9 protein-coding genes are annotated in these 11,824 nt (G+C 63.1%); 6 read left to right on the forward strand and 3 right to left on the reverse strand.

The window, feature by feature from the left end:
* Window positions 1-98: 98 nt before the first annotated feature.
* On the reverse strand, window positions 99-1,025 hold the full coding sequence (locus tag LB541_RS21265; RefSeq protein ID WP_140673241.1) for a LysR substrate-binding domain-containing protein: 927 nt from the start codon (window positions 1,023-1,025) through the stop codon (window positions 99-101).
* A gap of 93 nt (window positions 1,026-1,118) precedes the next feature.
* Here LB541_RS21265 and LB541_RS21270 point away from each other — a divergent pair, with 93 nt between their 5' ends.
* Entirely contained in the window at window positions 1,119-2,012 is an 894-nt protein-coding gene (locus tag LB541_RS21270) for a DMT family transporter (protein WP_140665393.1), read from the forward strand.
* Window positions 2,013-2,147: 135 nt separating this feature from the next.
* A complete protein-coding gene (locus tag LB541_RS21275) occupies window positions 2,148-2,891 on the forward strand; it encodes a hypothetical protein (protein WP_224619522.1) in 744 nt (247 codons plus the stop codon).
* A gap of 37 nt (window positions 2,892-2,928) precedes the next feature.
* Here LB541_RS21275 and mutL read toward each other — a convergent pair whose 3' ends face one another.
* Both mutL and LB541_RS21285 read right to left on the reverse strand, forming a co-directional pair.
* The gene (gene mutL, locus LB541_RS21280) at window positions 2,929-4,806 is read right to left on the reverse strand and encodes a DNA mismatch repair endonuclease MutL (protein WP_224619549.1); all 1,878 of its coding nucleotides are present in this window, start codon (window positions 4,804-4,806) and stop codon (window positions 2,929-2,931) included.
* Window positions 4,807-4,873: 67 nt separating this feature from the next.
* Window positions 4,874-5,776: a LysR substrate-binding domain-containing protein gene (locus LB541_RS21285; protein ID WP_140515572.1), complete on the reverse strand. Its 903-nt coding sequence runs from the start codon at window positions 5,774-5,776 to the stop codon at window positions 4,874-4,876.
* Window positions 5,777-5,868: 92 nt separating this feature from the next.
* Between LB541_RS21285 and LB541_RS21290 the strand changes: the two genes are divergently transcribed.
* The 4 genes from LB541_RS21290 (at window position 5,869) to LB541_RS21305 (ending at window position 11,824) form a co-directional block, all read left to right on the forward strand.
* Entirely contained in the window at window positions 5,869-7,416 is a 1,548-nt protein-coding gene (locus LB541_RS21290) for a trimethylamine methyltransferase family protein (protein ID WP_224619523.1), read from the forward strand.
* A 40-nt stretch (window positions 7,417-7,456) separates the two neighbouring features.
* Window positions 7,457-9,106: an ABC transporter substrate-binding protein gene (locus LB541_RS21295; protein WP_140728241.1), complete on the forward strand. Its 1,650-nt coding sequence runs from the start codon at window positions 7,457-7,459 to the stop codon at window positions 9,104-9,106.
* A 115-nt stretch (window positions 9,107-9,221) separates the two neighbouring features.
* Complete coding sequence (locus tag LB541_RS21300) at window positions 9,222-11,204, forward strand: FAD-dependent oxidoreductase (protein WP_224619551.1); 1,983 nt, start codon at window positions 9,222-9,224, stop codon at window positions 11,202-11,204.
* A 140-nt stretch (window positions 11,205-11,344) separates the two neighbouring features.
* Window positions 11,345-11,824 carry a DUF3828 domain-containing protein gene (locus tag LB541_RS21305; RefSeq protein ID WP_140565146.1) on the forward strand — a complete coding sequence of 160 codons (480 nt, stop codon included), beginning with the start codon at window positions 11,345-11,347 and terminating at the stop codon, window positions 11,822-11,824.

The following is an 11,824-nucleotide window of genomic DNA, read 5'->3' on the forward strand; positions in this document are numbered from 1 at the left end:
TCCCGGGAAAAGCGCGTAGCGCTTTCCCTATGGAATTGCGCAAAACAAAGACATAGAGCGGTTCGCCGTTTCCGTGAAACGATGAACTGCTCTGAAACCTACGTGTCGGCTTCGATGAAGTGTTCGATCTTTTCCGCCGACACACCGGCCTGGGCCGCGATGCGGCGCGACAGGTCGGCGGCAGCGGCGCGGGGCCTTCCGGCGGGACGATCGAGCCAGTAGGAAACGGGATTGAGCACAACACGATCGTCGACGGCCACGACGCGCCCCGACCGTATCTGGTGTTCGGTGAGCGGCGGGCGCGCCAAGGCGATGCCCAGGCCGTGTGCGGCGGCATCGAGCACCAGATTGTAGTCTTCGAAGCGTCGGTCCTGCGGGCGCGGCCGGTAATCCATGTCCTGCGCGGCGAACCAGGCGCGCCAGCCGGATGCGTCGGAATCGTTGATCAGCGGGAATTTGAGCAGCCGGGCCGGGTCGCCGCAGCCGATCTCCGGCGCGAGGCTCGGCGAGGCGATCGGAAACAGATACTCCTCGAACAACTGCATCGAAACGCGGCCCGGGATGCGGCCGCGTCCGCAGCGCACCGACAGATCGATGCCTTCATCGGCGAGATCGGCCTGGCGGTTGTCGACATCCAGCACGATGCGCAGGCGGGTGGGATCATTCTCAAGCGCCGCCATGCGTGGCATCAGCCATAGGCCGCTTACCGAGGGGATCGAGGCCAGCCGCACCACTGCGGTGCCGCGCGGTTCAACCCAGCGGTCCGAATTGACCGAGATCAACGCGAAGGCTTCGGTGGTCCTGAGATGCAGGCGATTGCCTTCGTTCGTCAGCGTCACGCCGCGCGCCCCGCGTTCGAAAACCTTCAGGCCAAGCCAGCCCTCCAGCTTGGCGATCTGCCGGCTGATAGCGCCATGGGTGAGATTGAGCCTCTGCGCGGCTGCCGAAAAACTCCCCGTGCGTGCCGCTGCATCGAAGGCGCGCAGTGTCTCGAGCGGCAAGATGTCGTCTAAGCTGTGATCCATAGTCACAGCTGACCCTCGATTTGGTCGTTTGTCAATTGGTCCGAAAAAGCGTTTTCTCCCCATCGAGAGGCGAAAGAACGGGAGGACGATGAGATGAGGGCGATGACGAGCACGTTGAATCCAGCACAGCGGATGGACACCACCGCGGCCGTAGCGGTGGCGCTGACGGTGATTGGCTGGGCCTCGGCCTTTCCGGCGATCCGGGCTGGCCTCGCCGCGTTCGGGCCGCTCGAACTCGGCGCCCTGCGCTTTGCCATCGCCGCGGTACCTGCGGCGATCTTCCTTGCTGTCAGGCGGCCGACGCTGCCGCGCATAGGCGAGTTGTGGCGCCTGGCCTTTGGCGGCGCCGTTTTCGTCGCGCTCTACACCGCCATGCTCAATTTCGGCGAACTGACGGTTTCGGCCGGCGCCGCCGGCTTCATCATCAATGTCAGCCCGATCTTCACCGCCATCATGGCGATGGCGCTGCTCGGCGAACGATTCTCGACGATGGCCTGGGTCGGTACTGCCATTTCCTTCAGCGGCATCGGCATTATCGCCATGGCCGACGGACAGGGCCTGCATTTCGACACGGGTGCGCTCCTGGTGCTGGGATCGGCGCTCTGTTCGGCGGTCAACACCATCGTCCAGAAGCCGCTGTTCGCCCGCCATCATCCACTGACCATTGCGGCCTCGAATATGGTGCTCGGCGCGCTCTGCCTGGCGCCCTTCCTGCCGGCAGCTTTTTCGCAGGCGGCGGTCGCCGATATGGGGGGGCTGGGCGCCGTCATCTATCTCGGCGTCGTGCCGAGCCTGATCGCCTATGCCGCCTGGGCGACGGCGCTTTCGCGCTTGCCTGCGGCGCGTGCCTCGAACTTCCTTTATCTGGTCTCTCCCATGTCCGCCCTGATCGGCTTCTTCTGGCTGGGCGAAGTCCCGATGCTGCTCGGCCTGCTTGGCGGCGCGCTGGCGCTAGGGGGCGTCATCGTAGTGAATTTGAAACGGTAAATCAGAGAGTTGCGGCTGTTTTCCCACTCAAATCCACAAGTCGCGCTGCTTCAACCGGCAACCCCTGTGATACGGGCATAAGGCGCGCTATCCTGATTTGCGCTGATGGAGGGGATCGGGATGGGAAGAGCGTTCGTGGCCGCGTTTTTCTGCTTGCTGCTGCTGAGCCAAAAGGCCGTCGCCGGCTGGTATCACGTGGAGAACTACGAAGGGTCGATAGGACCCGATCCCGTTCATCTATCGCTTCAGACATATGACAGCTATGGCAGCGGCATAACGGTCGAGGGAAGTTATTTCTACGACGCCAGGCAGAGTCCGATCGCGCTCTACGGCACGGTCAGCGGCACCAGGCTCTCGCTGTGCGCGATTTCGGACGACCAGGAATTTGAACGCATCATGGTGATGGGATCGAAGACACCAGTCGATACCACGAATTGCCCGCTTTCCCTCGACATCGGCGAAAGCGGTGCGACAGGGACCTGGCGCAAAGGCGCGGACAAATTTCCGGTCACGCTGAAGAAGGTTGCAAGCCTGGACGACACGGGCGAGGCGAAACTCGACGGAACTGTCGAAATTCCCTTTTGGGCTGAGACCGCTGCCGACCGGTTTGCCGGACTTTACACAAACACCGGTTCAGGGATTTGCATGACGAAAATGCAGGTCATCAAGAAGACCAGCGGCAAGGTCGTCCAGCAAATCCCTTTCGATGACGATGGTTGCGATGCGGGCATGTTGATGACGCCTATCTACATGAACGTCCAGAAATGGGTGGAGCGTCGCAAGGACATCATCTCCGTGAACTTTCGTGGCGGCGGCAACGGACACACGATGGATTACATTTTCAATCGTTCCGCCAGGAACTACCAGCAAAAGAAGTGACCGATGGCGCCCGGCCTTGCCGACATAGGGCCAAACTTCACCGCCGCCCGAACAGCCTTTCGATGTCCGCCAGCTTGAGTTCGATATAGGTCGGGCGGCCGTGGTTGCAGGTGCCGGAGCCGGGCGTGGCCTCCATCTGGCGCAGCAGCGCGTTCATCTCCTCGGCCTTGAGCAGGCGGCCGGAACGCACTGAACCATGGCAGGCCATGGTCGCCGCGATTTTGTCCAGCCTTTCCTTCAGCGTGTCGACGGTGTCGTTGTCGGCGATCTCGTCGGCGAGGTCGCGCACCAATTGCTGGACGTTGGTCTCGCCCAGCATCGACGGTGTCTCGCGCACGGCCACGGCGCCCGGCCCGAAACGCTCGATGCCGAGCCCGAAGCGGGCGAGCGTTTCGGAATGCGTGGCGAGCCGTTCGGCATCCTCTTCAGGCAGGTCGACGATCTCCGGCAGAAGCAGCATCTGCGACGGCACGGCGCGCGCGTGCAGCGCGTTCTTCAACGCCTCGTAGACCAGCCGCTCATGCGCGGCATGCTGGTCGACGATGACAAGTGAGTCCCTGGTCTGGGCGACGATGTAGTTCTCATGCACCTGCGCCCGTGCCGCACCGAGCACCGTGCCAAGCAGCGTCTCCGCCGCTTCGCCCTGTCCCGCCCGGGCGTCGGCGCTGGCGATCGGGCCGGCATCGAACGCCGCCTGCTCGTTTTCGCCGAACCCGCCGTTTCGTTCGAATCCTGAACCCTGGAACTCCATGTCGAGTGGCCGTTGCGGCGAGCGTGCGCGGTCGAAACCGGCAGAGCCCGAGGCGCGGTAGGCCGCTTCGTGGCTGCGGTGACCATTGGCCGGGCCGCCATGGGCGTATGACGTCGCTCCCGGCCGGAACGCCGCCATCATGCCGGCGGCACCGGAAGTGGCGGCGCGGATGCCGGCTTCGGCAAGCGCCTGACGGATGGCGCCGACGATCAGCCCGCGCACCAGGCCGGGGTCGCGGAAGCGGACATCCGCCTTGGCTGGGTGGACATTGACGTCGACGATCGCCGGGTCGAGTGTCAGGAAAAGCACCGTGACCGCATGGCGGTCGCGTGGCAGGACGTCGGCGAAGGCGCCTCTGATAGCGCCGGCGATCAGCTTGTCGCGCACCGGCCGGCCATTGACATAGGCATATTGCTGCAGCGCGTTGGCGCGGGTGAAGGACGGGATCGACACATGACCGGTCAGGTGCACGCCTTCGCGCATCGCATCGATGGCAATGGAATTGTCGGGAAACTCGACCCCCATCACCTGGGCGATGCGGCGCAGGCGTCCGTCCGCGCTGTCATCGGTCGCCGGCAATTCCAGCGTCGCGCGGTCGGAACCGGTGAGCGTGAAGCGAACGGTCGGAAAGGCGATCGCGATGCGCTTGACCACGTCGCTGGTCGCCGAGCTTTCGGCGCGCTCGCCTTTCATGAATTTCAGCCTTGCCGGGGTGGCGAAGAAAAGGTCGCGCACCTCCACGGTGGTGCCGCAATTGGCCGCCGCCGGCCTGACGGGCGAGATCCTGCCGCCCTCGATGCCGATCTCGGCGGCGCTGTCGCTTGCCGCCGTGCGCGAGCGGATCGACAGCCGCGACACCGAGCCGATCGACGGCAGCGCCTCGCCGCGAAAGCCGAGCGAGCGGATGTCGTGGATGTCTTCGGCAAGCTTGGAGGTGCAATGGCGTGCGATCGCCAGCGATAGCTCCTGTTCGGGGATGCCGAAGCCGTCGTCGGTGACACGGATCAGGTTCAATCCGCCGCCTGACGTGACGACCTCGACCTTTCCTGCACCGGCATCAAGCGCGTTCTCGACCAGTTCCTTCACCACGCTTGCCGGGCGCTCGATGACTTCGCCGGCGGCGATCTGGTTGATCATCGTTTCGGAAAGCTGGCGTATGGGCATGGTGACAGTATAGGCGGATTCGTGGCGAGCGGGCGAGGGTGAAGTACGGTGAAAACAGTGAACGACCTCACGCTTGCGCTGCCAGCCAATCCCGTACCTTGCGGGCATTCTCGCTAAGCTCCCGGTTCCTCGGCCAGATGACATAGAACGCCTTGCCGGTCCTGAGCACATGGTCCGTCACCGGCACCAGCAGTCCCGTCGCGAGCATCCGCTCGGCAAGGTGGCGCCAGCCGAGCGCGATGCCTTGCCCTTCCATGACGCCCTGGATTACCAGCCCGTAATCGTTGATGCGCAGGCCGCGTGCGGTATCGCCGAGACGGGCGCCGGCCGATTCGAACCACTCATTCCAGCTCGCCGCCTCGCGATAGGGCTCCTCGAGATGGATGAGACGGTGCGTGGCCAGTTCCGCGACCGATTTGGGCAGGCCGAACTTCGCCGCGTAGCTGGTGCCGGCGACGGGAAAGATCTCTTCGTCGGCAAGCGGCAGCGAATGATAGTCCTGCCAGTCCCTCGGTTCGCCGCCGCGCACGGCAAGCGGGATGCCCTCTGCGATGATGTCAAGGTCGCGGTCGGCGGTCTGGATGCGCAGATCAATGCCCGGCAGTTCGTCGCGAAACTGCTGCAGCCGCGGCATCATCCAGAAGGAGCCGAACGCAGTTGAGGCGGCAAGCGTCACGTGGCCGCCGGTCGCCTGCAGGCGCAGATCCTCCGCCGACTTGCGGATGTGGGACAGGCCCAGCGAGACGTCGGCGTGGAAACGCTCGCCGGCCTCCGTCAGGCTGACCTGCCGGTGACGGCGCTGGAACAGCTTGGCGCCGAGCTGTTCCTCCAGCCCGCGCACCGCGTAGGAAACGGCGGCCTGGGTCATGCCGAGCTCTCGCCCGGCGGCGGTGAAGCTCGACAGGCGGCCCGCCGCCTCGAAGACGATCAGGCTGCCGGCCGAGGGCAGGAGGTGGCGCAGGTTTCGCATAAGCAGAGCTTATACAAGAGATCAGGATTTTCCAGCGTCACATTCCTGTTTTGTGCGTCTAGGCTGCGAGGTATAAGAGGAATGGAGTTGCCATGAACGCACCGGCCGCTGTGACCGAACACGCCAATCGTCGAGCCGGCGGCCGCCTGGGGCGCAAGGCGCTGCGGGGAGCTCCGGTAACGTCGTTTCCGACACTGGTCCGCCAAATCCCCGTCTATCAGATGGTGCCGGACGAGGCAGTGGAACTCATACACCAGGAATCGCTCGCCATCCTGGAGGACGTCGGATGCGAGTTCCGCGACGATGAGGCCATCGAAATGTGGAAGGCCGCCGGCGCGGACGTCTCCGAGACAAGAGTGCGGATCGACCGCGCCTTGCTGATGGAGCTCGTCTCGAAGGTGCCGTCGGAGTTCACGCTCAACGCGCGCAACCCTGAGCGTACGGTGCGCGTGGGCGGAAAGAATTCCATCTTCGTGCCGATGTATGGCGCGCCTTATGTGCGTGACCTCGACAATGTCAGGCGCTACGGCACGCTCGCCGACCTCAACAATTTCCACAAGCTCGCCTACATGGCGCCGGCCCTGCATTCCTCGAGCTCGATCATCTGTGAGCCGATGGAAATAGCGGTGCCCAAGCGTCACCTCCACATCATCCGTTCGGCGCTGAAGCATTCCGACAAGCCGTTCATGGGCATCGTGACGTCGAAGGATCGGGCGGAAGACACGATGGCGATGGCGGGCATCGTGTTCGGTGAGGATTACGTGCGCGACAACCCTGTGCTGGTGTCGATCACCAACTGCAATTCACCGCTGGTATGGGATGCCACCATGCTGGATGCGATGAAGGTCTATGCCCGTCACAATCAGCCGCTGATCCTGGCGCCCTTCGCGCTCTGCGGCGCCTCGACCTCGGCCTCGGCCGTGGGCGCGGTGGCGCAGGTCAATGCCGAGGCGCTTGCCGGTGTAGCGTTCACCCAGCTCCTGCGTCCCGGCTCGCCTCAAATCTACGGCCAGTTCATGGTCACGGTCGACATGAAGACCGGCGCTCCGATGGGCGGCACGCCGGAGGCCGCGCAGATGATGTATCTGATGGGCGCGCTGGCGCGGAAATACGGGCTGCCGTGGCGCACGTCCGGCTTCCATGTCGGCTCGAAGCTGAACGATGCCCAGGCCGGCTACGAGGCGAACATGCTCATGCATGCCGCCATCCTTGCCGGAGCCAACTACATCTGGCACTCGGCCGGATGGCTCGAGGCGGGTCTCACCTGCGGCTATTCGAAGTTCGCGACCGACTGCGAACAGCTCGTCGGCTGGTACAAATATGCCGGCGGGCTGCCGTTCGACGATTTCAAGGAAGCGATGGCCGCCATCCGCGAGGTGGGGCCGCAGGGCCATTTCCTCGGCACACAGCACACGCTCGAGCATTTCGAGCGAGCCTTCTTCATGCCCAGCATCATGGATTTCAACTCCTACGAACAGTGGAAGGCCGAAGGGGCGAAGGACCATGACACGCGCGGCCGCGAGAAAGCGCGCAACATGCTGGCCGATTATGAGGAGCCGAAGCTCGATGAGGGCATCGCAGACGGTCTCAGGGATTTTATCGCGCTGCGCGAGGAGAAACTGCCGGACAGCGTTAGCTGACAGGACGAAGATCTGACGGGAACCACAAGGGAGGAAAAAAATGACGCTTTTCAAAAGCAATGGTGATCGTGTTCCAAGCGCCATAGAGGCGATGGCAAAGGAGGCGCGTGCGGGTCGGATCGACCGACGCGAATTCCTGGCGCTGGCAAGCGCCTTCGGGGCATCGACGGCTCTGGCCTATGGCATGATCGGTCTTGCCGCGCCGACGAACGCCTTGGCCGAGGAGCCGAAGAAGGGCGGAACGCTGCATGTCTCGATGTCGGTGAAGGCGCAGAAGGATCCGCGCACCTATGACTGGGTTGAGCTTGCCAACATCTCGCGCACCTGGCTGGAGCCGCTTGTGCGCTATACCAGGCAGTTCACCTTCGAGCCGGTGCTGCTCGAAAGCTGGGACATCAACGACGACGCCACCGAATATACGCTGCATGTGCGCAAGGGCATCACCTGGAACAATGGCGATACCTTCAACGCCGATGATGTGGTGCACAATGTGACGCGCTGGTGCGAGAAGGGCGTCGCCGGCAACTCCATGGCCGCGCGTGTCGGCGCGCTGATCGACGCCAAGACCGGCAAGGCGAGGGACGGCGCGATCACCAAGGTCGACGACAACACGGTCAAGCTGAAGCTCTCCGAGCCCGACATTTCGCTGATCCCGAACTTCACCGACTATCCGGCGCTCGTCGTCCACCGCAATTTCGATGCCGATGGCGCCGATCCGATCAAGAAGCCGATCGGCACCGGACCCTTCGAGCTGGTCTCTTACGATGTCGGCCAGAAAGCCGTCGTCAAGCGCCGCGAGAACGGCAAATGGTGGGGCGGCGAAGCTCCGCTCGACGGCGTCGAATTCATCGACTACGGCACCGATTTCAACGCCACGGTGAATGCCTTCGATTCCGGCGAAATCGACCTCAATTTCGAGTCGCCTGCCGATTTTATCGACATCCTCGACAAGATGGGGCTGGAGAAATCGGAGGTGGCGACCGCGACCACCCTGGTTGCGCGCACCAACGTCACGCACAAACCCTACGATGACAAGCGTGTTCGCAACGCGCTCCAGATGGCGGTCGACAACAACGCGGTGCTGCAGCTCGGCTACAGCGGTCGCGGCACGGTCGGCGAAAACCACCATGTCAGCCCCATCCATCCGGAATATTATCCGCTGCCCAAGAAGGAGCGTGATGCCGCCGGCGCCAAGAAGCTGATGGCGGAGGCGGGTCAGGCCGACTTCGAGCATGAGCTGATCACCATCGAGGACGATTGGCAGAAGAACACCGGCGATGCCATCGCGGGCCAGCTGCGCGAGGCCGGAATCAAGGTGAAACGGACGGTGCTGCCGGGCTCGACGTTCTGGAACGACTGGACGAAATATCCCTATTCGATGACGATCTGGTACATGCGCCCGCTCGGCGTCCAGGTGCTGGCGCTCGGCTATCGCACCGGCGAGGCCTGGAATGAATCGGCGTATTCGAATCCCGATTTCGACGCCAAGCTCAAGCAGGCGCTATCGCTGATCGACGTCGCCAAGCGCAAGGAGGTGATGAAGGATGTCGAGCAGATCCTGCAGGATTCCGGCGTCATCATCCAGCCGTTCTGGCAGAAGCTCTACAGTCATACGAGCAAGAAGGTGAAGAACTACGGCGTCCACCAGACTTTTGAAATGGACCTCCAGAACGTCTGGCTGGACGCCTAGCTGCAATGGTTGGCGAATGCCGGCACCCTTTCAGGTGCCGGCTGTCCGGCAAATCGATTATGGCTGCGGGCGCTGGCGCTCGGGTGCTGCCGCTAGGGCTTTTGAGGAGCGGTACATGTCTGGGCAGGTCTTCAACCGGTTGTTCACGCCGATTGCTCTGCGCGGCAAGACCTTACGCAACAGGATCGTGTTCGGAGCCCATACCGCGAACATGGCGGTAGAGGGACTGCCGACAGAACGGCATGTCGGCTATTATGCCGAACGCGCTATCGGCGGCGCGGGCATGATCGTCGTCGAGCCGATGCCGGTGCACCGGGCCGCGATTCTTACCCGCGGCAACTTCCGTCCTTCCGACGACAGCGTGATCCCCCATTTCCGCAAAGTGACGGAAGCGATCCGCGGCAATGGCGCCGTCGCCATCCAGCAGCTCTATCATGTCGGTCAGCACGCGGACGCGGACAACTCGTTCCATGCCGGCTGGTCCCCTTCCGGACTGCCGAGTTATCACGACTCTGACGGTTCGCATCGAATGTCCGAAGCCGAGATCGAAGAAACGATCGACGGTTTCGTGCAGGCGGGGCGCCGTTGCCGCGAGGCCGGTTTCGACGGCGTCGAGGTCTGGGCGGCGTATCATTCGATACTGGACCAGTTCTGGACGCCCTGGTCGAATCGCCGCGACGACCGGTGGGGCGGCAGCCTTCAAAATCGCACCCGGATGAGCCGTGAGGTGATGAGCAGAATTCGCCGGGAATGCGGCGATGATTTCATCATCGGCCTTGCGGTCAACGACGAACCGGAAGTGGAGGTGGCGCTGAAGCGCGAAGCATTGGCCGAGATAATCGACCTCCACGACCGCGATTCTTTGATGGATTATGTGACTTGTGGAACGGGCTCCTACTTCGATTTCTACAAAATCATCCCGACCTTTGTTTATCCGGAAAAGCTCGGCGCCGACCTGGCGTCCGTGCTCAAATCCACCGTGCGCCACGCGTTGGTCACCGCCGAGAGTCACATCCGTACGCCGCAGAATGCCGAAAGTGTGCTGAGCGAAGGCCACGCTGATCTGGTTTCCATCGTGCGGGGGCAGATCGCCGATCCGCACCTGGCCGCAAAGGCCGCCGCCGGACGGCCGGAAGACATTCGCGGGTGCCTGTCCTGCAACCAGATGTGTTGGGGCCGACGCAGCCGCGACTACTGGATCAGCTGCGTCATCAATCCCTCGGCGGGGCGGGAATGGGAATGGGGCGGAGATCGCTTCGCCCCGGCTAGCCAACCCAAGCGCGTACTGGTCGTCGGCGGCGGTCCCGCCGGCCTCGAAGCGGCGCGTGTAGCAGCCGAACGCGGTCACCGTGTCACGCTGGCCGAGGCTTCCGACCGTCTTGGGGGGCAGTTCCGCCTTGCGGGGCTGCAACCGCGCCGCGCCCAGATTCTGGATCTGATCGACTGGTGCCAGCGCCAGCTCAGCCAGCTTCAGGTCGACGTCCGGTACGGACAATATGTCGAGGCGGAGGATGTCGAGCGCGAAGGCGCGGACCACGTCATCATCGCAACCGGCTCGATGCCGTCAGACGGCGCTTTCCAACGGGCATTGCCGCAGTGGGAAAGCATCCCGGGCGGCGGGCTGGTTCTCTCGGCCGAAGCCGTGATGGCCCGTGAGGCGAGACCAGGCAAAAATGTTATCTTGCTCGACGATGGCGGCAATTGGAAAGGGTGCGGCACCGCCTGGAAACTCGCCGAGGACGGTCACAATGTGACGCTTGTGACACCTGACGCCCTGGTTGGCAAAGAGCTTCAGCGAATGGCCGTCGACGCGCCGCTGCGCCGCGCACTCGTCAGGCTGCGGGTGCGGTTTTTGACCGAGAGCGCCATCGTTCATTGGGACGGGAAGGCCGCCAGGGTCGCTTCCCTGCTCGACGGAACCGAGCAGGACGTCGAAGCCGATGCGCTGGTCTTCGCCACGACGAATATGGCAGCCGACATGCTTTCCGTCGAACTCGACAGGCGCAAAATTGCCCACACGTCGATTGGTGATTGCACCGCCTCAAGGCAGGCGGCTTTTGCCATCCATGATGGCCGCAAGGTGGCGCTTGGTCTCTGATCGCAGTCTTGGCACGCACGACTGTCGGATGACCTGCATCGGCCGCGACGCGGCCGCGGGCTTCATGAGCCGCAAAAAAGCCGATATGCAGGATGCGTGCTACTGGATTGCGCCAAGCCATCAAAAGCCGGAGATTCTGCATGAGACTGACAGTGCTCCTTGCCGCCCTTGCGACGGCCTTTCCCGCTGTCGCCCTGGCCGGTCCGGCGTCGGACGCCGTGAAGTTCTTCTATGTTCCGGATGTCAAGTTCGAGGCCGACGCAAAATACCGGGATCGCTTCACCGAGCCGGTGACGAGACTGTTCGACCTCAACGATCAGGCAACGAGGAAGAATCCGGACCAGGTCGCCTGCATCGATTTCGATCCGGGCCTCGATGCGCAGGATTTCGACCAGAAGACCGTCTCCAAGACCCTGAAAGTGTCCGAGATGGTGGATGGCGATACTGCCCAGGTGGTGGCGAGCTTCAGCCTCTTTCCCGAAGGAGACGATGCACAACGCGAAATGCATTGGTCGCTGAAGAAGATCGACGGCAAGTGGAGGATATCGGACATCGCATCGAAGACCAGCGATTGGACGCTGAGCCAGCTCGAATGCCTGGCGGGCCAAGATCCGGAGTGA

Origin of the sequence: Mesorhizobium sp. BR1-1-15, from assembly GCF_020165475.1 — a bacterium.
Lineage (GTDB): Bacteria > Pseudomonadota > Alphaproteobacteria > Rhizobiales > Rhizobiaceae > Mesorhizobium.

Bases quoted from the DNA above. Each gene is read 5' to 3' on its own strand.
- LB541_RS21265 (WP_140673241.1), bottom strand. From the start codon at position 1,025: ATGGATCACAGCTTAGACGACATCTTGCCGCTCGAGACACTGCGCGCC.
- LB541_RS21270 (WP_140665393.1), top strand. From the start codon at position 1,119: ATGAGGGCGATGACGAGCACGTTGAATCCAGCACAGCGGATGGACACC.
- mutL (WP_224619549.1), bottom strand. From the start codon at position 4,806: ATGCCCATACGCCAGCTTTCCGAAACGATGATCAACCAGATCGCCGCC.
- LB541_RS21285 (WP_140515572.1), bottom strand. From the start codon at position 5,776: ATGCGAAACCTGCGCCACCTCCTGCCCTCGGCCGGCAGCCTGATCGTC.
- LB541_RS21290 (WP_224619523.1), top strand. From the start codon at position 5,869: ATGAACGCACCGGCCGCTGTGACCGAACACGCCAATCGTCGAGCCGGC.
- LB541_RS21295 (WP_140728241.1), top strand. From the start codon at position 7,457: ATGACGCTTTTCAAAAGCAATGGTGATCGTGTTCCAAGCGCCATAGAG.
- LB541_RS21300 (WP_224619551.1), top strand. From the start codon at position 9,222: ATGTCTGGGCAGGTCTTCAACCGGTTGTTCACGCCGATTGCTCTGCGC.
- LB541_RS21305 (WP_140565146.1), top strand. From the start codon at position 11,345: ATGAGACTGACAGTGCTCCTTGCCGCCCTTGCGACGGCCTTTCCCGCT.